The 25,778-nt window shown below is 41.6% G+C and carries 27 protein-coding genes; 18 read left to right on the forward strand and 9 right to left on the reverse strand.

Going from position 1 to position 25,778, the window contains the following annotated elements:
* The first annotated feature begins 26 nt into the window (after nt 1–26).
* The 12 genes from serS to B4K11_RS11170 all read left to right on the forward strand — a co-directional run bounded on the left by serS (nt 27) and on the right by B4K11_RS11170 (nt 8,449).
* Nucleotides 27–1,301: a serine--tRNA ligase gene (serS, locus tag B4K11_RS11115; protein WP_292950473.1), complete on the forward strand. Its 1,275-nt coding sequence runs from the start codon at nt 27–29 to the stop codon at nt 1,299–1,301.
* A gap of 445 nt (nt 1,302–1,746) precedes the next feature.
* Complete coding sequence (locus tag B4K11_RS11120) at nt 1,747–1,923, forward strand: hypothetical protein (RefSeq protein WP_292950472.1); 177 nt, start codon at nt 1,747–1,749, stop codon at nt 1,921–1,923.
* Nucleotides 1,924–1,947: 24 nt separating this feature from the next.
* Nucleotides 1,948–2,385 carry a hypothetical protein gene (locus B4K11_RS11125; protein WP_292950471.1) on the forward strand — a complete coding sequence of 146 codons (438 nt, stop codon included), beginning with the start codon at nt 1,948–1,950 and terminating at the stop codon, nt 2,383–2,385.
* 418 nt (nt 2,386–2,803) lie between these two features.
* On the forward strand, nt 2,804–3,529 hold the full coding sequence (locus B4K11_RS11130) for a dienelactone hydrolase family protein (protein ID WP_292950470.1): 726 nt from the start codon (nt 2,804–2,806) through the stop codon (nt 3,527–3,529).
* Between the two features lie 134 nt (nt 3,530–3,663).
* Nucleotides 3,664–4,131 carry an NADAR family protein gene (locus B4K11_RS11135; protein ID WP_292950469.1) on the forward strand — a complete coding sequence of 156 codons (468 nt, stop codon included), beginning with the start codon at nt 3,664–3,666 and terminating at the stop codon, nt 4,129–4,131.
* 147 nt (nt 4,132–4,278) lie between these two features.
* Nucleotides 4,279–4,695 carry a GNAT family N-acetyltransferase gene (locus B4K11_RS11140; protein WP_292950468.1) on the forward strand — a complete coding sequence of 139 codons (417 nt, stop codon included), beginning with the start codon at nt 4,279–4,281 and terminating at the stop codon, nt 4,693–4,695.
* A gap of 70 nt (nt 4,696–4,765) precedes the next feature.
* Nucleotides 4,766–5,098, forward strand: coding sequence for a DUF4144 family protein (locus tag B4K11_RS11145; RefSeq protein ID WP_292950467.1), 333 nt, complete (start codon nt 4,766–4,768; stop codon nt 5,096–5,098).
* Between the two features lie 206 nt (nt 5,099–5,304).
* Nucleotides 5,305–5,961 carry a hypothetical protein gene (locus tag B4K11_RS11150; protein ID WP_292950466.1) on the forward strand — a complete coding sequence of 219 codons (657 nt, stop codon included), beginning with the start codon at nt 5,305–5,307 and terminating at the stop codon, nt 5,959–5,961.
* A 97-nt stretch (nt 5,962–6,058) separates the two neighbouring features.
* Nucleotides 6,059–6,454, forward strand: coding sequence for a MoaF N-terminal domain-containing protein (locus B4K11_RS11155; RefSeq protein ID WP_292950465.1), 396 nt, complete (start codon nt 6,059–6,061; stop codon nt 6,452–6,454).
* Between the two features lie 163 nt (nt 6,455–6,617).
* A complete protein-coding gene (locus B4K11_RS11160; RefSeq protein ID WP_292950464.1) occupies nt 6,618–7,061 on the forward strand; it encodes a GNAT family N-acetyltransferase in 444 nt (147 codons plus the stop codon).
* A 342-nt stretch (nt 7,062–7,403) separates the two neighbouring features.
* Nucleotides 7,404–8,045 carry a DUF3047 domain-containing protein gene (locus tag B4K11_RS11165; RefSeq protein WP_292950463.1) on the forward strand — a complete coding sequence of 214 codons (642 nt, stop codon included), beginning with the start codon at nt 7,404–7,406 and terminating at the stop codon, nt 8,043–8,045.
* Between the two features lie 125 nt (nt 8,046–8,170).
* A complete protein-coding gene (locus tag B4K11_RS11170; RefSeq protein ID WP_292950462.1) occupies nt 8,171–8,449 on the forward strand; it encodes a hypothetical protein in 279 nt (92 codons plus the stop codon).
* A 149-nt stretch (nt 8,450–8,598) separates the two neighbouring features.
* Here B4K11_RS11170 and B4K11_RS11175 read toward each other — a convergent pair whose 3' ends face one another.
* Entirely contained in the window at nt 8,599–10,773 is a 2,175-nt protein-coding gene (locus tag B4K11_RS11175) for a glutamine synthetase III (RefSeq protein WP_292950461.1), read from the reverse strand.
* A gap of 477 nt (nt 10,774–11,250) precedes the next feature.
* Between B4K11_RS11175 and B4K11_RS11180 the strand changes: the two genes are divergently transcribed.
* The 3 genes from B4K11_RS11180 to B4K11_RS11190 all read left to right on the forward strand — a co-directional run bounded on the left by B4K11_RS11180 (nt 11,251) and on the right by B4K11_RS11190 (nt 14,570).
* Nucleotides 11,251–12,183 (forward strand): winged helix-turn-helix domain-containing protein, encoded by a 933-nt coding sequence (locus B4K11_RS11180; protein ID WP_292950460.1) that lies wholly within the window; start codon nt 11,251–11,253, stop codon nt 12,181–12,183.
* Nucleotides 12,184–12,388: 205 nt separating this feature from the next.
* Nucleotides 12,389–12,832, forward strand: coding sequence for a hypothetical protein (locus B4K11_RS11185; RefSeq protein ID WP_292950459.1), 444 nt, complete (start codon nt 12,389–12,391; stop codon nt 12,830–12,832).
* Nucleotides 12,783–14,570 (forward strand): 4Fe-4S binding protein, encoded by a 1,788-nt coding sequence (locus B4K11_RS11190; protein ID WP_292950458.1) that lies wholly within the window; start codon nt 12,783–12,785, stop codon nt 14,568–14,570. The genes B4K11_RS11185 and B4K11_RS11190 overlap by 50 nt, the downstream gene beginning before the upstream one ends.
* Nucleotides 14,571–14,942: 372 nt before the next feature.
* On the opposite strand, the gene B4K11_RS11195 is transcribed toward B4K11_RS11190, so the two are convergent.
* Together B4K11_RS11195 and B4K11_RS11200 are read right to left on the reverse strand one after the other, a co-directional pair.
* Nucleotides 14,943–15,170 carry a ribosome alternative rescue factor ArfA gene (locus tag B4K11_RS11195; protein ID WP_292950457.1) on the reverse strand — a complete coding sequence of 76 codons (228 nt, stop codon included), beginning with the start codon at nt 15,168–15,170 and terminating at the stop codon, nt 14,943–14,945.
* 100 nt (nt 15,171–15,270) lie between these two features.
* Nucleotides 15,271–15,825: a sugar O-acetyltransferase gene (locus tag B4K11_RS11200; protein WP_292950456.1), complete on the reverse strand. Its 555-nt coding sequence runs from the start codon at nt 15,823–15,825 to the stop codon at nt 15,271–15,273.
* A 76-nt stretch (nt 15,826–15,901) separates the two neighbouring features.
* On the opposite strand from B4K11_RS11200, the gene B4K11_RS11205 reads away from it, so the two are divergent.
* Together B4K11_RS11205 and B4K11_RS11210 are read left to right on the forward strand one after the other, a co-directional pair.
* Nucleotides 15,902–16,996, forward strand: coding sequence for a site-2 protease family protein (locus tag B4K11_RS11205; RefSeq protein ID WP_292950455.1), 1,095 nt, complete (start codon nt 15,902–15,904; stop codon nt 16,994–16,996).
* A gap of 2 nt (nt 16,997–16,998) precedes the next feature.
* Nucleotides 16,999–18,258 (forward strand): DEAD/DEAH box helicase, encoded by a 1,260-nt coding sequence (locus B4K11_RS11210; RefSeq protein WP_292950454.1) that lies wholly within the window; start codon nt 16,999–17,001, stop codon nt 18,256–18,258.
* 80 nt (nt 18,259–18,338) lie between these two features.
* On the opposite strand, the gene B4K11_RS11215 is transcribed toward B4K11_RS11210, so the two are convergent.
* On the reverse strand, nt 18,339–18,941 hold the full coding sequence (locus B4K11_RS11215; protein ID WP_292950453.1) for a DNA-J related domain-containing protein: 603 nt from the start codon (nt 18,939–18,941) through the stop codon (nt 18,339–18,341).
* 96 nt (nt 18,942–19,037) lie between these two features.
* Nucleotides 19,038–20,045: an MsnO8 family LLM class oxidoreductase gene (locus tag B4K11_RS11220; RefSeq protein WP_292950452.1), complete on the reverse strand. Its 1,008-nt coding sequence runs from the start codon at nt 20,043–20,045 to the stop codon at nt 19,038–19,040.
* A gap of 126 nt (nt 20,046–20,171) precedes the next feature.
* Between B4K11_RS11220 and B4K11_RS11225 the strand changes: the two genes are divergently transcribed.
* Entirely contained in the window at nt 20,172–21,113 is a 942-nt protein-coding gene (locus tag B4K11_RS11225; RefSeq protein WP_292959380.1) for a D-hexose-6-phosphate mutarotase, read from the forward strand.
* Between the two features lie 56 nt (nt 21,114–21,169).
* Here the strand turns inward: B4K11_RS11225 and B4K11_RS11230 are convergent, their stop codons facing one another.
* The 4 genes from B4K11_RS11230 to ilvC all read right to left on the reverse strand — a co-directional run.
* Entirely contained in the window at nt 21,170–21,814 is a 645-nt protein-coding gene (locus B4K11_RS11230; protein WP_292950450.1) for a DUF47 domain-containing protein, read from the reverse strand.
* 13 nt (nt 21,815–21,827) lie between these two features.
* Nucleotides 21,828–22,865 carry an inorganic phosphate transporter gene (locus B4K11_RS11235; RefSeq protein WP_292950449.1) on the reverse strand — a complete coding sequence of 346 codons (1,038 nt, stop codon included), beginning with the start codon at nt 22,863–22,865 and terminating at the stop codon, nt 21,828–21,830.
* A 239-nt stretch (nt 22,866–23,104) separates the two neighbouring features.
* On the reverse strand, nt 23,105–24,550 hold the full coding sequence (gene modF, locus B4K11_RS11240; RefSeq protein WP_292950448.1) for a molybdate ABC transporter ATP-binding protein ModF: 1,446 nt from the start codon (nt 24,548–24,550) through the stop codon (nt 23,105–23,107).
* 150 nt (nt 24,551–24,700) lie between these two features.
* On the reverse strand, nt 24,701–25,778 hold a 1,078-nt coding region (ilvC, locus tag B4K11_RS11245; RefSeq protein ID WP_292959381.1), incomplete at its 5' end, for a ketol-acid reductoisomerase.

The following is a 25,778-nucleotide window of genomic DNA, read 5'->3' on the forward strand; positions in this document are numbered from 1 at the left end:
TTTCTTAATAGGTGTTTTAAAAGCTCATGCTTGACGCGAAAATTGTCCGTGCAAACCCGGAAGAAGTTGCACAATTATTGAAGAAAAAAGGTTACGAATTTCCTGTTAGTCAGTTTGTAGAACTGGAAAATCAGCGTAAGCAACTGCAGGTAGATACAGAAAACCTGCAAAATGAGCGCAATACCCGGTCCAAAGGTATTGGCAAAGCGAAAGCAGCGGGTGAAGATATTCAGCCTCTATTGGCTGAAGTGGCTGACCTAGGCAAAAAGCTGGATGCTGCTAAATCAGAATTAAACGACGTTCAGATTAATCTAGATGATCTGCTGAGTGGCGTACCGAATATCCCTTGCGATAACGTACCTGAAGGCGCGGACGAAGACGACAACGTAGAGATCCGCACTTGGGGCACCGCTCGTGAGTTCGATTTTGAACCTAAAGACCACGTTACGTTAGGCGAAAATAGCAAAGAGCTAGATTTTGAAACCGCAGCAAAACTGACCGGTTCTCGCTTCTCTGTTATGACAGGAAAGCTTGCACGCCTTCATCGTGCACTTATTCAGTTTATGCTGGATACACAAACAGAAGAGCACGGTTATACTGAAGCGTACGTACCTTACATGGTTAACGAAGACAGCCTACGTGGTACTGGCCAGTTACCTAAGTTTGGTGAAGACCTTTTCAAAGTACCGTTTGGTGATCGTCAGTATTACCTAATCCCAACAGCCGAAGTGCCTGTAACCAACATGGTACGTGATTCTATTGTTGAAGCTGATCAGCTACCGATGCAGTTTACTGCGCATACGCCATGCTTCCGTTCAGAAGCGGGCGCGTCTGGTAAAGATACACGCGGACTTATTCGTCAGCACCAGTTTGAAAAGGTAGAGATGGTTCAGATCGTAGAACCTTCTAAATCTTGGGAAACACTGGATCAGATGACAGGTCACGCTGAAGCGATCCTACAGAAGCTAAACCTACCTTACCGTGTTGTAACCCTTTGCGGTGGTGATCTAGGCTTTAGTGCGGCACAAACAAACGATATTGAAGTTTGGTTGCCAGGTCAGAGCAAATTCCGTGAAATCTCCTCAATCTCAAACATGACAGATTTCCAAGCTCGCCGACTAAAAGCACGTTTCAGAAATCCAGAAACGGGTAAACCAGAACTTGTTCATACACTGAATGGTTCAGGTCTTGCAGTAGGTCGTACCTTGCTTGCAGTGATGGAAAACTACCAAACTGCAGAAGGTAAGATCACCGTTCCTGAAGTACTACTGCCTTACATGGGCGGTAAAACAGAGATCTAGTTTCTAGTTCTTTTTCAGTTTTTAAAAACACGCCTTTTGGCGTGTTTTTTTGTTTTGGGGGGAGGATTGAATTTTATGTGCTTATTTAAACTTTTAGGAAGCCACTCTTTTTACCCGTAGGGAGAGGGGTGTGCGCGAGTGTTCTTTCTGTTCCTCTTTAAAGGTTAGCTATGCAAAATATTATAGGGCTAGCCGTATTTGGTATGAAATTACAACTAAAGAGTGGGTGAGATAACTTGTTTATGCTTTTAAGTTAGGATAAAAAATGAGTAGTAATCAGGTATGTGGTGGCCTTACCTGAAACGAAAAATGCACGTGTAATTGATAGCGCTGTACTTTACAACTCATCTCTAATATCAGAGAAAGAAGCAGAGTAGGTCTTAATTGATGAGTACCATATAGTTCCAGAGGCAACTTAATAAAAATAGACAGTTAAGGGTGAATTATGAATATAAAGTTCTTAATTAAAATAATGTTTATGATGCTATTTATAAACATATCACAAGCTGAGACGATATCTCCGCAAGAAAGTCAACAGTTAATGTTTGAGGAGCTATATAAAGAAACAAAAAAAGGTGATAAGGAGGCACGTGAAAAAACTTATAAATTAACTGATAAATAATGGAATACTGCCGGTACTTATGCGATGCATAGTAATAATAAGTATAACTTTTTCTATTTAAATGCAAAAGTAGGTGCGCAAATTGGATTTATATTCATGGATGAACAGTGGTATATGATTTTTGATTATTTCAATAGAAAAAATATAGTGATTAATGAGTTTTCTCATATTCACTTGGAAGATAATACTGGGAAAAAATTAAAAATCTATGATAAGAGTTGTTCTGATTGTATTTTAGATCGTTCAAATGATGACTTTTTATATCATACTGTAGCAATAGCACTAAGCGATCAAGAAAAAGATCACATATTTAAAAGATTCAAAAATCAAAGTATTATTTCAATTACATACAATACAAATGAAGGTTATAAGCATTATAAGCTGGGTCTTAAAAATAGTGATTTTTCTTTGGATAAACTAAATGATAACTATTTAATGCTAATGAGTTATATTCACGGTTAGTAATCTGTTGTGAATGATTTTGTTTGTGAAAAAAACTATTGTTCTTGAGGTGGTTTATCATAATTGAAGTGGCCTATATTTTTACTGATATTAATTTACTCTGAAGCATTTTATTTTTCATCAGTGGAAATTAAGCAGATAAATTATTTTTTATCTCATAGTGGTGGTGTGATATTGATGGTTATTTCAATTGACTATGGTTGCCAAAAAAATTATCCCACCTCGTAGCTTTATTTTTAATTATTTTTGGTTTTGTTTTAGCCTGAGTCAAAAAATAAGTACAACGGTAAGTTAAGATGGTTGTAAGAAGGGATAGTCACTTTAAGGTAGTCGATGTGAAGTCGTCCCTTGGCGGGCTCTATGCGAAAAAATTAGTCTACAATAATTATTCAAAATAAATTAAAAGAGGCATATCTCCATGTTGAAGTGGCTTACGGTTTTTACTGCGATAGTTTCGCTAAACGCATACAGCCAGTCTACTGATTACTCTGTAGCGGGTGTTGAATATGAAGGTTTTTATCTTTCTGCAGGTGAAAATACCCCATTAGTTATTATGGTGCATGACTGGGATGGCCTTACTCAATATGAAAAAACTAGGGCGGCTATGCTTCAAGAACAAGGCTACAGTGTTTTTGCTGTTGATCTTTATGGGAAAGGAGTGCGCCCTGAGAGTGTTGAAGATAAACGAGCGCAGACTTCAGCGCTTTATCAAGATAGAGAAAAAATGCGCGACCTAATGTCAGCAAGTATTTCTCATGCATCTTCGTTGGGTGGTAACAGAGATAATGCTGCCGTTGTAGGTTATTGCTTTGGTGGTTCTGTAACATTGGAAATGGCGAGAGCGGGTATTCCAATGAAATCCTTCGTTAGTTTCCATGGAGGTCTTGCAACACCTGATGACCAAAGCTACAAAGACACTAAGGGTGAAGTTTTTGTTTTTCACGGTACAGCAGATAAGGTCGTACCAATGAGTGATTTTGCATCACTTGCAGAGCAACTGGAGACCGCTGGGGTAGAACATGAAATGGCAACCTACAGTGGTGCTCCACACGCTTTCACTGTTTTGGGATCATCAAAGTATCACGAGAAAGCGGATAAAAAATCTTGGCAGCGCTTTAGTGAATACCTAAAAGAGACATTTTGAGATTAGACAAGTCAGAAGGGGCAGTCATTCTTATGTACTGCCATTCTTTAATGCTTTATCCAAAATAATACTTCCTTGCAGCCAATCGCTTTTATAGTATTTCTTATCGGCCTCTATGAATTAGGATAAGTATTATGTTTTTTGGTACTAAAAAAGAGAAAAAACTCTTCACCTTGACGATGACCGATCCTGATAATTCATTGGCATCATACTCTAAACATGCTTTTGAACTTGATGGTTATGAGTGGCCCTCCGTAGAACACTATTATCAAGCAAAGAAATTTGGTGATGTTGAATATGCTGATTTGATTCGCGATGCAAGTACACCAGCAGAGGCTGCCAAGCTGGGTAAAAGTAAGAAACATCAACGGCGAAAAGACTGGGATAAGGTGAAGGTGACCTACATGACACGCGCTACCTACATTAAGTGCCGTACGCATCCTGATGTTGCACAAACATTATTAGAGACAGGTGATATCGAGATCGCGGAAGTTAGCCAGTATGATTATTTCTGGGGTAGTGGTCGTGATATGCGTGGTGACAATGCTTTTGGCCAGATGCTCATGGGTGTCCGTGACAAGTTACGTGAAGAATCTAGTTAGACGTTGATTAAAGGTGGGGGAACGTTTGTTTTCTGCTTCGGTTTCTATTCGTATTAAATAGTTCTTAATTTTTTTATGAATAAATATGATTCATGAAAAAGATCATTCGATCAAATCAGACATTCTACCTAGCCGGCCAAGGAATTTATGAGTATTGAATACAAGGTCAATGAACCCGTAACCGCTGATCAGTTTATAGGGCTATTGGAGGCTTCAACGTTGACAGAACGCCGGCCGATTGAAGATAGAGAATGCATGCAGGGTGTGATCGCTAATAGTAATCTTATTGTTAGCGCTTGGCAGGGTGACGAGCTTATCGGGATTGCCAGAAGTGTCACAGATTTTCATTACGCCTGTTATTTATCAGATTTAGCGGTAAGCGAAGCGCATCAGCAGTTGGGTATTGGTAAACAACTGCAAATTCTCACCCAACAGCAGCTTGGTCCCAAGTGTAAATTAATACTTCTAGCGGCTCCCGCGGCCAATGAGTATTACGAACATATCGGTTTTAATCATAACCCTCGCTGTTGGGTTCTTGAGCGCGAATCAAGAATTACCAATTAACAAGCGAAAGCTGCAGGTTTCAATAAATCAGGGTTTGATACTTTTGCCGTTTATTTTATAAGGAAGCATTGTGATTCTGTGGCCAGCGATCATTAAGTACGAAGGCGAGAGTGAACTAACATTCGTTGATAGTGCATCAGAATGGGAGAGTGATGCCGACCTTCATTTCTTCTCATATGAAGAGGGTGATCGCCTTGTGGATTCTGCTGGGGCGATTTATACCCTAAATCAAAGCGTAGCGAATTGTATTAAGCCAGAGGCTACAGGCCTTAGTTTCGATAAAGACGAAATTCTCGAAATGATCAAAGAACATTTTTCATCTATAGGTGAGTGCTGCGTTTCTAAATTTGCGATTAAGACAATTGCTGAAGGTATAAGGTTTGTTGGGTCAGTCGACCAATAAGGCGGTTATCAATAGGAGCTATTACGAACATATCGGTTTTAATCAGAACACTCACTACTGGGTTCTTGATCATGAATCGAGCATTATCAATTTTTTCAATAAAGGATACGGATGTCGTAAAGTGGCAGCTCGTTGCTTTGGGAGTTAAAAAACCTATGAGGTTCGTAATCATAATGCTAATTAACCATTTAGTAAGGACACTATGAATGAGAGTTTTTCTTTCAATTGCTTTAATCGTTTTAATTCAGGGCTGTACAGCGACTGTTCCCGTCAAACCCAAAGAGCCTATCCAGGGGTATGTAGAACTTAACAAAGAGACTTCTTTTAGTTTAAAGGACCTTAGACCAGAAGAAAGCAAATTGAGAAGTGTGGGTTCTACTAATTCTATGAGCTGTGATCATGGCTTACTCCGTTTTGAAGACCAAATTACTGTTCCTGATCGTATAACTTATCTTAAGAGTCGATTAGAGCAAGAGGCTGTCAGCTTAAATTTAAGCGGTGAGGAAATAGAACTTTTAGAGTTCTCTGTCATTGTTAATAATCAATCATTCCTGAGAGCCCGCTCAAAAGGTATTACTTTTAGTTATGCAGCAAGTGCCATAGTAATTCAAGAAATGTTTAATTCTTTTGTAAGCAGTTATGCATGCTGGAAAGAAGAGGGCAAAGTAGGAGGGTATGACCTTTCCCTTAATCCACAGTATCAGCTGGTGGGTGTGGTCGATTTTAGCGCTAGAATCAATGGTAAGGTTTATGAAATTAAAGAGGTGTTTGTGCCTAGTAGGGATGAGATGGATCTGCCTATGATTGAGACAGCTATCTACCGTGCTATTAATTCGTTTATTCAGGAATTGAAATCAAAGTAAATAGGTCAGCATAGTGAATATCAAAGGCAGCTTAAATAGTTGCCGTTTTCTATGTGAACCCAGAAATATTTTAAGAAAATGAATAGAGTATATCCCTATGAAAATATTAAAAAGTTTTATGATTCTGGCTTTCCTATTTCCATTGCTCGCATCTGCAGATGGGTTAGCAAAGGAAACAAGAAAGTTAGACGGTGTCAGCATCAGTTATGAATATACCAGTGGGCGGTCTTACAATGTAAAATTTGAGCCTGAAGGTATCAGTTATCGCTATTTGACGGGGTCTAAACCTGAGACGTGGTGGGGGCCTTTTCCGTATAACGCATTTGAAGTACAGCCCAATCAATTTATGGCTTCTTGGTTTGAGAAAGAGTACGGGGATTATGTAACCTTACTGATCAATTTTGATAATAATCTTTTGTATGGAAGTGCAATTATTTCAGGAAAAGAGGTTCATTTTCATGGCGCTAATATAGTCAAAGTAGAGCGCAAATAGTGAGTTAAGTTGGGCTTTGTTTTGCTCTCATTTGAAAGGGCCAATCCCGTATTCTTGTGAACCATTAATGAAGATTTTAAGCTATTTTATCTATTCTCTATAGGCTTTTAATCGTCATAGCAGTCATCTTAAAGAGCCTTCACCCTAATTAGAGGAAGATCCTATGACTGGCATTGAGTATTCAATATTCGAATCTTGTTCAGCTCAGGACGTGCTCACGCTATTTAATAAGGTATTCACACAATCAGAGGGTGAAACCGAGGGGGGGATAGTGGCTGATTTAGTCTCTGAACTAATCTCTTTAACACCCTCAAACGATTTGTTTGGTTTTGTGGCATACAGTGATAACTCTGTTGTGGGTTGCATCTTCTTTAGTCGTTTTATTCTGCCGAGTAATGAGTCTGCTTTTCTACTATCCCCGGTTGCTGTGTCAACTGAGCAGCAAGGGAAACATGTGGGTCAGGGGTTGATTAACTATGGATTGAAGCATTTGAAATCTTTGGATGTAGGCTTGGTTTTTACTTATGGGGATCCGGGCTTTTATGCCAAGGTTGGTTTCGATCAAATAACAGAAAGTGTTGTTAAGCCTCCTTTTGAGTTGAGTTAGCCTGAGGGATGGTTAGCTCAATCACTTGATGGTGCGCCTATTCAGGCAATGCAGGGGCGTGCGAAATGCGTTGAAGCCCTTTCTGATGCGTCCTATTGGTAAGGTTGTAAAAGGGGGCTGTTGTTTATAGGGGATTACTATTTATAAAAGACTGTTGTTTGTAAGGTGCTGTTGTTTATAGCGACTAGTGTTTGTGGTGAGAGTCTCTGAATCCCCCGATGTGCTTATCCCTTTTCTTAGCTCTTCGTTTAGCTCTTTGTTTAGTTTGGATCTAGTTTTAAGTGTAAGAATTGCCAGGTTAATAGGGCCTTCTTCAAACGCAAGAATCTGTATGGGTATGATATGTTTCAGTGCTTAGTGTTACTCGTCAGTGCTTCGATTAATTTAACCTCGTTCTATGACAATGGAATCCGGAATTGGGAGCATGAGGTGCTGTCTGATAAGACCGTCTATGACATTGTTCAGTATGATGGGAGGGCAGCGCTAAGGGCTATTAGTGATAATTCAGCTTCGGGCCTAGTCCTGAAACAAAAGATAGATTTAAGCAGAACACCTTATCTTAACTGGAGCTGGCTAGCCGCAAGAAAACTACCCTTATTAGATGAGCAGAGTAAAAGCGGTGATGATTATGTCGCTAGAGTCTATGTGGTGATTGATGGTGGATTATTCGTTTGGCGAACTAAGTCGCTGAGCTATGTATGGTCAAGTAATCAGTCTCAAGAACAAGTCTGGGATAATGCTTTTGCTGGATCTAATGTCAAAATGATATCTGTGCGTGGTAAGGACGCGCGAATAGGGCACTGGTACAGTGAAAAGCGTAACGTGTATCAAGATCTGATTAAATATTTTGGTGATAAAGGTAGCGAAAAAGCAAACCTTAAGGCATACCGGTTTATTGATATCATCGCTATTATGACTGACACAGATAATAGTGAGAGCCATGCTGAATCTTATTATGGAGACATATTATTTAGTGCGGAATGAACCGGATAATGGTGTCTTATTTAGTAAAATAGCGATACATCATTTATCAATGATATACACGAAGTTCTATCTTAAAAGTGGTAAGGTAATACCTTATAAATAACACTGTTTATCAAAGTAACCTTATGAAGAATCAGTTAAGAGGCCTCTTTGCTCCGATTTTAAATATTTTAGAATCGGGCGATGAGGAATATAGCTATAGACCATCCCACCGAAAAATTCTTATGTATATGGGAAGCTTGTTTTTTGTGCTTTCAACACTCTCAGGTATTAGTGCCTTTGCTTCTGGACAGTGGGGTGGGCTTATTCCTATTCTGGTCTTTTTTGTAGTGGGCTTTGTTTGTGTCATTGTTGGCTTTTTAGGGACTGATCGGGCCGTTGCAAAGATATGGGGTAGTCGATAGTCGAGACAATATTAGAGCCTACTGTAAGCCGTGCTGATATGTATTTAGGGTTGAGTTCTAGGTTTAGTTTTTAGTTTAAGGTTGAGCTTTAGATTGAATGTTTAAAAAAAAGGCCGCATAAATGCGGCCTTGTTGTTCATAAAACAGAATTATTTAATAAATAACATTTCTGAATATTTAGGGAACGGCCAAGCACTATCGGCAACAAGTGTTTCCAGTAGATCTCCGTTCTCTCTGATACTGTCCATTAGGGGACGGATTTCATTAGCGCAGAACTTCATATGATCTTCTGCTGAAGCGAAACCAGTTTCAGCAACGGCAGCAGACAGTTTTTCTACATCAGCCATCATAGCGTCCGCAGTAGTCGCTACTTTTTGCGCAAGACCATTATCAAGGCTTACACCAACACTAGATGCAGTTGCAATAGTGGATGTTAGTTCTGATAGATAGTTTGCAGCAGCTGGATAAATAGACGTCGTTGCCATATCAATCACAAGTTTTGCTTCTACTTCAATCGACAAGATGTACTGCTCTGAATAAACTTCATAGCGGCTTTCTAGTTCAACAGGAGTTAGAACACCAGTGCTTTCAAAAAGCTTGATAACTGATTCTTCTTGTAAAGCAGGAAGAGCGTCAGCTGTTGTTGGAATATTCTTTAAACCGCGTTCTTCGACAGCCTGTGTATGCCATTCTTCAGAGTAGCCGTCGCCACCGAAAACAACATTACCATGTTCGTCCATTAGTTCTTTCAGTACAGCAAGTACTGCTTCAGGCTGTTCCAGACCAGAACTCAGTGAAGACTCTAGTTTTTCTGCAATCCAGTTTAATGAATCTGCCAGCATTGTATTCATGGCAACAAGTGGGCCAGATACAGACTGAGAAGAACCAACCGCACGGAATTCAAAACGGTTACCAGTGAAAGCGAACGGTGAAGTACGGTTACGATCGCCTGGGTCACGGGTGAAGCCAAGAATTTGATCTAGACCTAGGTCCATTAAACCGCCGCATACAGAAGGCTGAAGGTCGCCAGACTGAATCTGCTTGAATACTTTCTCAAGCTGATCGCCTAGGTATACAGACAAAATTGCAGGAGGTGCTTCGTTTGCACCTAGACGGTGGTCATTTGATGCCGAGGCGATGACTGCGCGAAGTAGTGGGCCAAACAAATGAACACCACGGATTACCGCACCACAGAATAGTAGGAAGTTTAAGTTTTCTTCAGGTGTATGACCTGGGTCTAGCAGGTTACCTTGAGTCGAGTTACCTACAGACCAGTTAACATGCTTACCTGAACCGTTAATACCAGCAAATGGCTTCTCATGAAGTAGAGCAAGGAAGCCATGCTTCTTAGCTGTGTTCTTCATAACAGTCATTAGCAGCTGCTGGTGGTCGGCAGCTACGTTTGCTGCTTCAAAGTAAGGTGCTATTTCAAATTGACCCGGTGCTACTTCGTTGTGGTGGGTTTTAGCAGGGATGCCTAGCTTGAATAGTTGATCTTCGAAGTCCTGCATGAATACTTGAACGCGCTCTGGGATAGCACCGAAGTAATGATCATCAAACTGTTGGCCTTTTGCCGGAGCTGCACCAAATAAGGTACGGCCAGCAAGCAATAAGTCAGGTCGGCTGTTAGCAAAATTTTCGTCGACCAAGAAATACTCTTGTTCAGCACCGCAGCTCGAATTAAGAGTGGCAATGTCTGTTTCGCCCATCAAAGTAAGAACTTTGTTTGCTGCATCGTTCATAGCAGCATTGGAGCGTAGAAGAGGGATTTTCTTATCTAGTGCTTCACCAGTCCACGACATAAATACACTTGGTATCATCAATGTCGCACCGTTAGCCGTATTCATAATGTAGGCAGGGCTAGTTGGATCCCATGCAGTATAACCACGTGCAGCATTGGTCATACGTAAGCTACCATTCGGGAAAGATGATCCGTCTGGTTCACCTTTAATCAGTAGGCTACCTGTAAAATCAGTAATAGCATTGCCATCAGCATTGGTAATAATAAAACCATCATGCTTCTCGGCTGTTGCGTTAGTCATCGGGTAAAAAATATGAGAAAAGAATTTAGCTCCTTTTGACATAGCCCAATCTTTCATCGCTGCTGCAACAATATCAGCTGTTGCTTGATCTAAAGGCGCACCCGTTTGTACGGTTTTCTTCATCTCTTTGAATGCGTTTTTAGATAAAGCTTCTTCCATTGAGGCTAGATTAAATACATCACTAGCCCAAATGCTACTTAGCGGTTTTGGCATCTCTACATCGATAGATTTGCCACTGTTGATCGCACTGATAGATGATAATCTTGATGCGTTGCCACTCATTATTTTACCCCAAAAAAGTTATTCAATACTTGTATATACCCGCACACTAAATGTTTCAAAGCATGCGGAAGCACACGGTTATCCGATTTTTAATATTTATTTAGCAATTTTTAGACCAGAAGGTTAAAGCTTGAAAAATATGGAAAAAATACTGATTAAAGGTGCTTTTTGTAAAGTTGTGATTAGTCCTGCATTTTATTGGTGCAATTATGCACTATTTTGAAGCGTTTTGCTGCGCAATATATCTATTAGGTTCATGTCTTCAGAATAGGGTAGATGAGAATTGTAAATTTTATTTTTTTTTATTAATTGCTAGCTTCTTATGATGATTGTGCCGAGGTGTTTGAGGGTGAATTCTATTGCGCATGATGTTGAAGTCTTGATCATGAGTTGTTAATTGAAAGTGCCTAGGCTAGTGTGTCGTAGTTTTGGTTACCCTAGAAAAGGGTTGTCTTTAATATCTTATAAGTCCTGTATATGACCTGTCGTAGTTTATCCCTTAGTTGGTTGTCTATTTTCTATTTATGCTTTGTTAGCAATTCGCTGTTTGCTGGAGATGAGCAAAAGCAGTTAGCTGAACGTTATGTTGATGAGCAATTATCAGTGCTACAGCAGACGATTGTAGAGAGAAGGGAAACCGACCTACGGATTAAAATTGCCTCAACCCCGCTTTTTGATGCGCTGGCAGTATGGGAACCTAATGGTCACTTGATGTTTCCAGAGAAAGCGTCAGACACCTATATTGATGATTATATCTTCTTGCGCAGTGAATCTAGATTAGAAGCGTTACTGGCATCAACCGATAAAACAGCTTGGGAGCGTTATGATGTTAATTCCGCTTCTCTGCTTTATTGTCAGCGCAGTACGTTTGCGTTGTCGATTTGTGCTGTGATCAAAACGGATGAACTGGCTGTAGCGATAGAGACCACTAAAGAGGAGCTTCTTTCAGGCCTTTTCCCTTCAGATCGTGTAACGCTATCTGTAATAGAGTATTTGCTAATCACGTTAATCATTGTTTTAGCATTTGTCGGTTGGAGAGTCGGTTGGAGAGTCGGTTGGAAAGTGCTTTATCGCAAGAATGCGCCGGCAGCCAAATCTGAACCACGGAGTACTTTGCGTATGGCGGATATGGAAATTGATCCTAAACGTATGCTTATTATGCGGGATGAGCTGACTGCGAATATAACGGTACGTGATTTAAAACTCTTAAGTTGTTTTGTTGAACGTCCGGATGAAGTGTTATCTAAAGATATTCTTTACGATGCAGGCTGGGGGCGAGATTTTGTTCCAAGTAGCCGCGCATTAGAACAACATATTATGACGCTACGTAAAAAGATAGATCCAGAACGTAAGCGTAAAAGGTTGATTGAAACAGTCCATGGACATGGCTACCGCTTCCCTTCTGTGTAACCTTACTAATTTTTAAAGCTCTGGTAACTGTTTATGACCGTTGCTGATTGTATCTGCCTGTTTTATGGTAACTGATTGATTATCAATACTTTTGCATCTTTCTTTTAAAATTCTGACAACCTGATCCCACTTATCCTTTTAAATACTTCAATCATTCAGAAGGTTTTCCTTCTGGTTATTCGGTGTATTTAGAAAGGGTTTTATTGTGCTTAAAACTGGCCTCTCTTTTGTTGTTGTCCCTATCTTAATTCTATTCTTATCAATGCCTGCTTGGGCGGGTGGAGATCTGAGTGGCTGGCAGCCTAAAGTTGTTAGCGTTATGGATAAGGTCAAGTTAGAAGCGATCTATACAGATCCTTTTGTGGTGGGTGACAAGGATGAAGATGTCGCAGTATGGCCTCTCTATAAACAGGAAGTCACAGGCCAAAATCTGGTTGGTTATATCTATGAGTCTATTGAGTTTTCGTCAATCCCTGGGTTTATGGGGGTGCCTTATAACGTATTAGTTGTGTTAGGACTTAAAGGCGAGTTTCTGGATGCGCGTGTTTTATATCATCGTGAGCCCATGTTTATTGAGGGGTATGGTGAAAAACCGATGCATGATTTTGTCGCTCAATATAGTGGTCTATCACTTACTGCAAAATATTAAGTTTAGTGATAAGCATGGGCAGAAGAAAAACAATGATTCTAAAAATATCTACTTAGATGGTTTGACCGGAGCGACCGCCTCTATAAGAGTTCTTAACCAAACGCTTTTCTCTTCAGCGCTCAAGGTGGCTAGAGCCAAACTCGGTTTTGGTGGGGGTAAAGATCCAGACTTGATTGCTAAGATTGATCAAGATGTTTTTATGAAGATGAGCTGGCAGGAGCTGTTTGAGGCAGGGCTGATACATAAGGCTGTGTTTAGCAATCAGGAGGTAGAGTCATTATTTATAGGTAGCCGTAATGAGGGTAAAGACAGTGTGGCAATGCAGCACCCTAAACAAAGTTTCATTGAGCTGTATGTTATGGATCTGGCGATTCCCACATTAGGGCGCAATCTTTTAACTGATGAGTCATGGGCATTTTTACAAGAAAATTTAGAAGCTGGAGATCATGCGATTTTATCGGTAAGCCAGGGCCGTTATTCTTTCAGGGATGTCGACTTCTTGCGTGGAGGTATTTCAGACCGGTTGTTGCTTCGACAAGAAGGTCTGCCCATTGAAATGCGAGACTTAGATCTTAACGATCGTTTAGATATGTTAAATCCTGAGTATAAGATCAATTTACCTGAAGAGTTGTCTACGGCTGAATGGATGGTCTATCGCGTGATAGGCACAGCGGGTTTAGATATTGCCCTGCCTTTAGATTTTGACCTATCTGTTGTACGTGATGAGACTAAAACGTACATGGCTTCAGATCCCCGAAGTTTAGAGTTTTCCTACCAAGTGCCATCTTCCTATTACTTTGAACCGGACCCAAATAACAAAACGTGGAAATCCATTTGGACAGATAGGTTATGGGAAGTCAGTACTTTAACAGTCGGCGTTCTCACGTTATTTACTATTTTAATGAAGCCGAACTGGGTTACTCGATACCCCGTAGCTTTCTCCGCTTTTAGAACCGGCTATCTATTATTTACACTGTTCTTTATCGGGTTTTACGCACAAGGCCAGTTATCTATTGTTAACATCACAGGGGCGATTCAGTCATTGTTTGCAGGGGGAAATCTAAATTTCTTTTTGTATGACCCTATGACAACACTTCTTTGGTTATTTGTCGGGTTTAGTTTCTTTATATGGGGAAGAGGGACTTTTTGTGGTTGGCTGTGCCCGTTCGGAGCGCTTCAAGAGTTGGTTAGCAAAATGCTCTCTTTTTTAAAAATTAAGCAGCTAAATCCTTGCGATAAATGGGATGCGTGGTTAAAAAAGCTAAAGTATCTCATTTTAGCCATGATTATTGCTGCCGCATTCTTTTCTCCGATTTGGACCGATCGTTTAGTTGAGATAGAGCCCTTCAAAACCAGTATCACGTTTTATTATGAGCGTTCATGGCCATTTGTTCTTTGGGCAGTAGTGATGGTGCTGTTAAGTAGCGTTGTATATAAAGGGTACTGTCGCTATTTGTGTCCATTGGGTGCTGCAATGGCAGTCCTGGGACGTGTTCGAATCTTTAACTGGTTGCCACGTCGTGATGAATGCGGATCACCTTGCCAACTGTGCAAGCATCGGTGTGAGTATGAAGCGATAGAAAAAAAGGGGACGATTGATTATAACGAGTGTTTCCAGTGCTTAGAATGTGTCGTGATTCATGACAGTGATGAGATGTGTGTACCACTCATTATCGATAAACGTGGTGGACGAAAACTGAAACAGACTGATAACGCAGATTTGATCGCCTCATGCTGATAGACATAAAAATAATAGGGATTAGTAATCATAAAGGGAGAGGGCAGAAGGATAAGGGGCAGAAAAGTGGTGCCGGTAGGTGGAGTCGAACCACAAGCAACCTTGAACATGGCGCTATCGCTATGCAAATCTTACTTACCGGCACTAAAGGACGTCTATTTTTCTCGCTGGGACTTTAGTATAGATCAAGAATAGATAAATGCAGGTTTTATACGAAGGTTTAATGAAAGAAGTTTTAGTAAGTAGATTATTGAAGAAGAAAAGGTAAGGAAAAAGGTAGGTTGGAAGCTTACAAGGCTTTTAATCATAGATAGGCTAGTAGCATAGAAAGAAGAAACCCTATTTCAATTGCGGCTCAGCAGGTGAGTCGTTTTAAGCCGCAATTAAATAGGACTCCCGTCCTTTATGTTTATCTTTACGCTTGTAAGTTCCTTTGCCCTTTTTAGCTTTGACTACTTGGGATTTAAATAGCTTGGATGTCACTAATGCCGCTAAATGGTTATCGCGGATTGTACCTCGTCCGGTATCAACGGATTGAAGGCGAGCATCATTTCCTTGTTTAACTAACTTAGCAGAGGTCTGCTGCTGTTTATTTTTCATGTGTGTACCTTTTTTAAAATATAGTGGTTCCTAGAACAGTCTTGTGTTGATGAAGAAATCAGTGATGGGGTGTTTGATACTTATCCGTAGATATCTTCGTCTAATCAATCTGTTTTATGACGCTGGCAGGTACGCCTGCGACTAGACAGTTTTTATCGACATCTTTGGTAACAATGGCGCCCGCAGCAATAACTGCATTGCAGCCGATGGTGACGCCGGGAAGAATCTGGGCACCCATGCCAATCCACACATTATCGCCGATTGTGATTGGTTTTGCATAGGTTTCACCTTTTCCGCGCAACTGAGGTGAAAGTGGGTGGCTGGTGGTGCTTAAGGTTACGCCGGGTCCTAACATGACATCGTCGCCTATTTTGACCGGCGCTGCATCCAAAATAACGCAGTTATGATTGGCATAAAAGTTACGACCTAGATGAATGTTGTATCCATAGTCACACTGAAACATCGCCTCGATTGTGGGCTTAGGCGCTTTACCTAAAAGAGAACTTAACTTCTGTTGCCGTTTGCCTTTTTGGTCTGGGTGCAGCTGATTGAATTCAAAGCATAAAGCTTTAGCGCGCTTCCGCTCGTTTACTAATTCTGAGTCAAGCGCATTAAATACTTCACCGGCCAACATCTTCTCTTTGTTTGTTTTCATCTGTTTATACTTTCTTGCATCCATAACTTGCTACATAATGCGCGCTTAATTATCTGGATATAGCAGGCACTTTTTCTTGCAGTTACTACGAATCGATTGTTTAGGCCGCGAGCTTCGATTAGAAGGCTCAATGGCTGGTTGGCAGGCATTGTACTGGGATAATCAACTGGTGTCTCAGCACGATGCTAAGGCTGACCCTAGCGAAACACCTGTTCACCATTTTAAATTACAGGCAGGTGATCAAGAGCTTAACTGTGAGTTACATCTAAAGCTTAATTGGCAGCCGTTTGAGCTTGCATATTCGCTGCATGTTGATGATGGCCAAACTCAGCAAGAGTTAAGTCAAGGAAAGCTAGGCGAAAAAGATATTGAGCAACAAGTGGTAGAAGATAGGCCAAAACAGCCGAATAAGATTAGTATTATTGGTCTGGGTTCTCTCGGATTAAAGCTGTTTAAAAGTGCCAAAGTCATAAAATTATTGTTTGCAGCTGGGAGCTTAGCCGCTTACACATGGCTCTTCTCCATTGAGTTTGCGATAGCCCTGATACTTTGCCTAGTTTTTCATGAATATGGCCATATTCGCGCTATGAAGCGTTTTGGTTTGAAAACAAAAGGGATATACCTTATCCCTTTTGTGGGCGGATTGGCTCTCTCTGATGATCGCATAAATACACGTTGGCAAGATGTTTATATATCGATCATGGGGCCGTTCTTTGGTTTGATCTTGTCTTGCGTTTGCTTAGTAGTTTATTGGATTACCGATGTCGAGCTATTCGCAGGTTTGGCTGCTTTTAATGCCTTGCTCAATCTTTTTAACCTTTTGCCCGTTTTGCCATTAGATGGTGGTCATGTACTTAAAAGCATCGCTTTTTCAGTTAATTCTGTATTTGGATTAATTTGCTGTGTCCTAGGTGCTGTTGCGGGTGTGGCGGTGAGCTATTACTTTAATCTTACTCTGTTGGGTTTTCTGCTAGCAGTAGGAAGTATTGAGATTATTTTTGAATGGAAGCGTCGTCACTTCAGTGATCTTTTACCTTTAGATCGTTACGGCCAGATAGTCTCTGCTCTATGGTACTTCCTAACCGTTGGAGGGTTGTGCACTATCATTTGGGTACTTGGGAACAGTGGCAGTGAAGCCTTAGCTTTACCGCTTAAAATTCTAGGAAGCTAGCGATGAAATTTTCTGAGTTTGAATTTGCTGAGACGATTCAACATGCGATAGAGGCATCAGGTTACGATGATGCTACGCCGATTCAGATAGCGGCTATACCTGCTATTTTAGCTGGCAAGGATATCTTAGCGGGTGCAAGAACAGGCACCGGTAAAACGGCTGCGTTTGCATTGCCTTTGCTGCAAAAGCTATTGAGTGTGAGTGAAGGATCAGTCGATGGTACTGAAGATGAAAACAAAAAAGATAAATCATTAAAAATCTTGGTGTTAGCGCCAACACGTGAGTTAGCACAACAAGTTAATGATAGCTTTAAACGTTATGCAAAAGGCAGTAATTTTAGGTCCGCAGTGGTTTACGGTGGCGTAGGAATAAAACCACAAATTGAGCAGATTAATAAGGGAATTGACCTGTTGGTGGCAACACCGGGTCGATTGCTCGACCTTAATAAAAAGCGAGCCGTTAATCTCTCACAGATAGAAACTTTGGTATTTGATGAAGCGGATCGGATGCTGGATATGGGGTTTAAGGATGAGATTCGTTCTGTCCTAAGCAAGCTCCCAAAACGCGATAAAAAACCGAGGCAAACGTTACTTTTTTCAGCGACGCTGAATGACAATATCTTTCGTTTCAGTAAGAACCTTTTAGTAAAACCAGAACTTATTGAAGTGGATCAGCGTAGTACTGCATCGTCAGATGTTGAGCAGGTGGTTTATAACTGTGACCCTGAGCGCAAGCTTGCTTTAGTTACCCATCTGATTACTAAAGAGGGCTGGCAACAAACGTTAATTTTTAGCCGTACAAAGCAAGGCGCAGATAAGATTACTGCCTTTCTGCAGGAGAGTGAGCTTCGTGCAGAGGCGATACATGCGGACCGATCTCAGGCGAGCCGAGAGCAAGCTTTAGCTGATTTTAAAGTCGGAGTGCTACAAGTGTTAGTTGCTACCGATGTGGCCGCGCGAGGCATTGATATTCAAGGTCTGGAAGCAGTGATTAATTTTGAAGTTCCCTACAAAGCAGAGGACTATGTTCATCGCATTGGCCGAACAGGTCGGGCAGGTCGACAAGGTAAAGCCATTACCCTGCTGATAGAGGAGGAAAACTATCTTCTTGAAGAGATTGAGGTGCTGTTAGATACACGGCTAGCACAGCAATGGTTAGTCGGCTTTGAGCCTGATCTGACACGCACTGTAGAAACAAGTAACAAAAATACGCGTAGTGCGCAGAAGAGAAGGGCGAAGAAACGGGCTTTTAAAAAGAAGTAAATTGTATATTCCTCAACGTGTAAATATGTCTGCGCAGTTATTACTATAAGAGGGCGTGTATCATAAGCATTGATCCTCAATTAATCGATACGCTTTAAGCAGGCTAACTGTTCATAAGCTTCACGAATCGAAATGAAGGTCTCTGAATCACCGCCCTTATCTGGGTGATGTATTGCAGCAAGCTTTTGATAAGTGCTGCGAATTAATGGCCATTCAGCGTCTGTTTTTAATCCTAATATTGAGAATGCCGATTGTTCTTCATCGGCTGCATAGTAGCGTTGCCAGAAGCTATTAAGCAGTTGCTCGACGCTTTTTGGGTCACTCTGTGTGAATTCGTTCCAATCTAGGTAATAGGCTTTTATCTTATCATCAGCGGTTTGCTGAATAAGATCTTGCTGGATGTTATCTGTTGCCCCCGAAACCGTATGGGGAATGATCTCAATTTTTAATGCTGAGATAACCAGGTAGTAGCCTTCATCATGAAAGATAGGTTGAAGCTGATAAAGGGCGTTCATGACGAGGAAGTGTTTACGGAACAGGGCTAAATCCCCCGAACTTTCGCTCGGGAGTTTTAAATCGTCATCTGAAAAGTTGAGGTGTTTCAGTAAAGTGTATTCAGACATGGGCCCGGTATTGCTTCTTATAAATTTAGCAATAGGGGACATAAAAGGGTTTAGTTGCATGAGGCCACTTCTAAGAACGCTATTAAGAACATAGAGTGGCCCAGCATAGAGCGAATAAGTTTGTTTTAAAAGCCTAAAGAGGCTGTTACTACAAGCTTAAAGCCCTTTAGCAAGTAGTTGATAGCTATCTAAACGGTCATCAAAACTGTGAGTCACGGCAACAGTACCAATTTCATTGCATTGATAATCTTCTGAAAGCTGTTCAATTTCTGTCCAGCATTGGTCGGGCGTACCCACTGTATAGCCATTTAGAATCTGGTTATAAAGTGCTTTGTCCGATTCTGAAAATTGAGCGTAACGATCCTGTACTTCAGACGGTGTTAAAAAGGCTTCACGTAATCCTAGCTGAGCTGCCAGTTTACGATAAACCGCCGTTCCCGCACGTAACTTCGCTTCCTCTTCAGTTCCCGCACAGATGCATGCAATCGCGAGCATTTTGGTCGGTGATCCTTCATGGCCCGCTCGTTTATATTCTTCAGTATATTCTGTGAAGATGGCAGGATTACAGTTATCGGGATCAATAAAACGGGCAAGCGCAATATTGTAACCTAGATGGCCTGCTAGCCCAGCGCTACCACCACTAGAGCCTAGCATCCAAAGTTCTGGTTTGGGGCTGCTGTCAGGAAGCACGTTGATCGTGTGAAAGGGATTGCTGTTTGGCATTGAACCATCGACAAAGCCCTTTAGGTCAAAAGCCTGCTGTGGGTACTGATCTCCATGTCTGGCTTGATGAGGTGCAGCTAAGGCCTGAGACGTTAAGCCCGAACCGCCTGGTGCTCGGCCTATACCTAAATCAATACGGTCAGGGTGAAGAGTCGCCATCATTTTGAAACTCTCAGCAACTTTCAAAGGGCTATAGTGTGAAAGCATAACGCCACCGCTGCCAACGCGAATATTTTCAGTAACACTGGCAATGGTGGCGACTAAAATTTCAGGGCAGGGGTTAGCAAAGTGCATACTGTCGTGATGCTCAGCAACCCAGTAACGGTAATACCCCAATTCATCGCATGCTTTAGCAAGTTCGATACTCAAGCCGGGGGCTTCTATTGCTGGGTGAGAACCATGTACAGGGGATTGATCTACAACTGACAGTTTAATGCTCATTTACTTCTCCTATTTATAGTTAATATATTAACTATAAATATTACTGTAAGCAATGCCTGAGGTACTTAATCTGAGGGCTACAGAAGGGTAGAATGCTCAACATAATACTAATAAATGGGTAGATAGATGAACTTGGGTGACAAAATCCAAGCATTATATGCAAAGTACGGCTCACTAAAAGGTGTCACGGTTGAGTTGTATAAGCAGTTAATTGCGATTTCGGTAAAAAATGAAGCAGCATCAGCCACAATATTTCTACAAGGGGCTCAGGTGGCTGAGTATAAACGAATAGGTGAAAGGCCTGTTCTATGGCTCAGTGAGTCATGCGATTACAAAGCGGGTAAGTCCCTAAGGGGAGGTATTCCCATCTGCTGGCCATGGTTTGGGGATATAGAACGAAATCCAGATGTAGTGAAACATCAAATTCCTCAGCTAACTTCTGAAACATCCATACCGGCTCATGGCTTTGTGAGAGATCAGGAATGGGCGCTTGATTCAGTAGAGCTTATCGATAGCGAAACTACCCAGCTTGTTTTGTCATTGGAAATCGATGCTAGCGAGCTTTGGCCTTACCCCTCACTTTTGAAACTCACGGTAAGTGTTGGAGTTGAGTTAGATATCAAGTTGTCGGTTACAAATACAGGTTCTGAAACCTTTTGTTTTTCCTCTGCATTGCATACATATCTTAACCTTGGGACTGTGGAGAGTTGTGAGGTTTTAGGCTTAGAGGGATATGAGTATTTCGATACCTTAGATGATTGGAGGGTAAGGAAATCTAATCGTCCCATTGCGATATATAAGGAACTTGATCAAATTTATAGCAATGTAGTATCCCCTGTTCAGCTTAAAGATAAGCAATTCAATCGGGCTATTACGGTTACGGCTTCTAATGCCCCTGATCTGGTTGTTTGGAACCCTTGGATTGATAAGTCCAAAAGGTTAAGTCATTTCGATGATGATGCTTATAAGCAGATGATCTGTCTTGAAACTGCACGTCTTTTAGACAATGCAGAATCATTATCAACTGGTAGTAGTATCGTTTTTGGCGTTAAGTTAAGTGTTAATTGAACTCTGAAAGAGCTCTCAAATTAAATATTTTACTTTGTCTATGGCTTGAAAACCGCTTAAATTAATTTCACCATAATATCGTGAAGAACATTAGCGGCGGCATGAAGCCGGCGGGAGCCGTCCATCAAATGGTGGTAGATCTCTCTTTTGCATAACATCTCAGTTGTTACTTCACCTTGGAAGAGCTCAGCAAGACTGTGGCGGTACCGTCTTTCTATTCTTCTATGAGCATGGCGTGCCGCTTGAGCCTCTTTTTCACTGCCCGCTGGATAGGTAGATAGCTCATTAAAACCACGTTCCAAAGCCTCGCAACCAGCTAACAACTCATCAAGAATCATGATCATATGTTCATCAGGTTCTACATTCAGATCAAGCATCTCATTTATTGTGCTTTTACAGTGGGTAATGATCCAATCTAAAGAAGCGATAGCACGATAAATATCTTCACGATCGATAGGGGTCGAGAATGCACGGTTGAGTTGATGTAGGTTACGTATTTTTATTGCGTCTGCTTGATGTTCATCTGCAGCCAGTACTTCTGCTAATTCAGGGATAGGCTTTGTCATATATAGATGGAGATTACGAATAGTGACCGTTACTAAGGCACACTGCTCTGCAAGTAGCGTGAAAAAATCTGGCGGTGTAGGAATAATCCGATTCAGTAGTTTTGTAATGAAGCTTGGTTTCTTTGGCTGATTCATAATTTAATACCGCCTAAGTAAGGCCTGTCATATAAAGAAAGCTATAAGAGAGTATGGCCACCAGTGCAGCGCCGGGTATGGTTAGCAACCAAGTGACTGCGATCTCACGCGCTTTAGCCCAACGTACGGCTTTGGCGCGTTCTGAGGCTCCTATACCCATAATAGATGAAGAGACAACGTGAGTTGTTGAAACCGGTGCTCCAATGAGTGATGCCATAAAAACAACGCCCGCTGAGGTCGCTTGAGAATTGACTGCATGTAAGGGTCTGATTTTATAGATGGCGAATGCCAGTGTTCTGACGATTTTCCAGCCTCCGAGTATTGTGCCTAATGTAATTGAGATAGCGCAGACTAAAATGACCCAAAAGGGCACAACAAATTCACTTATATCACCACTAAGAAGTAAGCATAGTGTCAGTATCCCCATGCTTTTTTGCGCATCATTTGCTCCGTGAGCAAATGCAAGTCCTGCTGTCGTAATCCATTGCGCCCCTCGTAATTCTCGATTAATAAGTGGGCTGGCGGTTCTAAGTAGATATAACGTTACTCGTTGGAAGATAAAACCAATCCAAAAGCCTGCTAAAGGGGATATAAAAAGTGCCAATAGTACTTTTGTAACACCCGTTATATGGCCTTGGGCTAACTGCGATAAGCCCCACAATACGTGTTCCGGACCAGCAGATATGATGACGACTCCAACTAGTCCACCAACCAATGCGTGGGATGAAGAGGAAGGCAGGCCCCGATACCACGTTAGGAAGTTCCAAGCTGTTGCGGCAAAAAGACCGCAGATAACCACAGTGAGCGAGAGCTTTATGGGTAGTTGATCTAATGTGACAAACTTCCCGATAGTATTGGCTACGGCAGTCCCTCCGAGAATAGGCCCTAAAAAAGTGAAAGTACCAACAACGATGACCGATTGAAGGGGCGTCATCGCACGGGATGCTATCACCGATGCAATCATATTCGATGCATCATGAAAGCCATTGGTAAAGTCGAAAACGATAACAATGACTGTAGCGATAATGATAAAAAGCCAGATGCTATCCATTTATTGCTGGCCACCTTTACTCGAATAGTTTTAAAAGGTTATCGCTTAATAATAGACGTTGAAATGATTAGGTTTTTAGCAAAATGTGAAAATATCAGTGTAGCAGTGTATTTTACTGATCTATGGCAAAATTGAGTTTGAATAGATATCGAGAGCAAGATTAAAGATAACGAAAGTTAGCACCCTATAAGCGCTTTAAATAGAGTGACTAACTTTACAGAAGATAGGGAGGCCTCTGTTTACTCGGCAGAAAGTTTTTCTAAATGTTTATATTCTTTAATGCCACTGATCTGATCTTCAGCATGATGATTCACATAAAGCACAGTGGTATCACCACTTGCGCAGATCTTTTCAATAAGCGCTAATACAAGCTGGCGGTTGATATCATCTAACCCCAAGCAAGGCTCATCTAAGATAAGAAGAGTAGGGTGCTTAACCATTGCGCGAGCTATCAGTAATAGACGCTGATCACCAAACGACAGCTGATTGTATGGTTCGTTAGCTCGATCTTTCATGCCAAGCAATTCAAGCCATTGGTCAGCCACTTCTTTCTGCTTGTCTGTACTCTTGGTGTACATGCCAATGCTGTCGTGAAAGCCAGAAATAATAACGTTACGCAGACTAATGCTGACACGATATTCCCATTGAAGCGCGGTAGAGACATATCCAATATATTGTTTGATCTGCCAGATGGTTTCGCCATTACCGCGCTGCATACCAAAAACAAAGATGTCATTGGTGTAACACTGAGGATGGTCACCGGTTATCAGGTTCAGCAAACAGGTTTTACCGCTGCCGTTAGGGCCGCTTAATTGCCAATGCTGTCCAGGCTTTATCGACCAATTCAGGCCATCAATCACTTTTGAGTCAGCATACGCAATTTTAATGTCGGATAGGCGAACGAGTGGATCTTCAGGGTTAAGTGCTGGTGGACGATCAGATTCATCCGTTGCCGGTACAGATAGATCGGTCGTTTTGAGGTGCAACAGCTGGTATAGATCGTCGTAAGCTTGCTTGTCGTTTATATCAACCGTGTGGTGAAGCTCGCCTTTATCTGTGTAAGCTACGTGAGTGATAAAGTCTGGCATTTCATCAAAACGGTTGAGTACTAGAATCATGCCCATTGAATCTACTTTGCTTGCTAGTAAGTCGTGCAAAAGCTTCATCGAATCAGCATCTAAACCATCGAAAGGCTCATCCAGGATAATAAGGTCTGGGTTATTCGCTAGGGCACGAATTAGCATGATTTTACGGGTTTCGCCTGTCGATAGCTTTCTAAAGCTGCGATCTAGCATATGTTCTAGGTTGAATAGTGAAACGAGTTCGTTAAGTAGCTCTGTATCAAATTCAGGATAGGTTGCTTTGCCTTCTTCTAAGATCTCTCTGACAGGGGTGCCTTCAGAGATAACATCTATTATATCGGCATCATCTTTTTTTAACTCGCGCTCAATCAGTTCTGCTTGCGCTTCAAATGAGACGATTTCGATATGAGAGGGTAAGCCAGAAATGGTCCCAATGATGTTGTCACCCGCACCGGTCAAGATAGCAGAGAGGGCAGACTTACCAGAACCATTGGTACCTGTAATAACCCAGTGCTGCTTAGGCTCAAGGTTCCAGTTTATGTTTTTTAAGGTGAAAGATTCACCAAAGTCTGCCGTATAGTTTTCTACTTTTATGCTATTCATGACTTTTATTAGCGCAATATTCAGTTGAATATTTGCCGCTCCATGGGTGATGGTTTAGTGGTTAGTAGGGTATTCGAAGCAAAAAAAAGCCAAGACCAAAGGTCCTGGCTTTATCTTTTCTCTTAAGAAAAAAGTATAAATATCAAATAATTATACGATCTTCTTCATGTCAGCCATGTGGCCGCGTAGAACAGAACCAATCGCTTCTACTGGGTGGCTACGTAGTGCAGCATTAACTTCGATCAAACGAGCGTTATCAACGCCAGTATCAGTAGACTCTAGGCCTTTACCGATAACATCAGTTTTGATGTTTTTCATGAAGTCGCCTAGTAGAGGTAGGCAAGCGTGGTTGTATAGGTAGCAACCGTATTCAGCTGTATCAGAGATTGTCGCATTCATTTCGTAAAGTTTCTTACGAGCGATAGTGTTAGCGATCAGTGGAGTTTCGTGTAGAGACTCATAGTAAGCTGATTCAGCAATGATGCCAGCAGCAGTCATTGTTTCAAATGCTAGTTCAACACCTGCTTTAACCATAGCAACCATTAGGATACCGTTGTCGAAGAATTCCTGTTCAGAAATTTCAACGTCGCCTGCTGGAGTCTTCTCAAAGTTAGTCTCAGCAGTCTCTGCACGCCAGCCTAGAAGGTTCTTATCATCGTTCGCCCAGTCTTCCATCATAACGCGTGAGAAAGTACCGTCGATGATGTCGTCCTGGTGCTTGTTGTAAAGTGGGCGCATGATAACTTTCAACTCTTCAGCAAGATCGAATGCTTTAATCTTAGCTGGGTTAGAAAGACGATCTAGCATGTTAGTTACGCCGCCATATTTGAGTGCTTCAGTGATTGTTTCCCAACCGAACTGAATTAGTTTAGATGCGTAACCGGCGTCGATACCTTCTTCAACCATTTTGTCGAAGCAAAGGATAGAACCAGTCTGTAACATACCGCAAAGGATAGTCTGCTCACCCATAAGGTCAGACTTAACTTCAGCGATGAAAGAAGACATTAGAACGCCTGCTTTGTGACCGCCAGTACCTACAGCGTAAGCTTTAGCTAGTGCAAGACCTTCACCCTTAGGGTCGTTGTCTTCGTGAACAGCGATAAGTGTTGGTACACCGAAACCACGAACGTATTCAGCACGTACTTCAGAACCCGGGCACTTAGGAGCAACCATGATTACTGTAAGGTCGTCACGGATTTTCATGCCTTCTTCAACGATGTTGAAACCG

Source organism: Neptuniibacter sp. UBA6509, assembly GCA_002435145.1.
Lineage (GTDB): Bacteria > Pseudomonadota > Gammaproteobacteria > Pseudomonadales > Balneatricaceae > Neptuniibacter.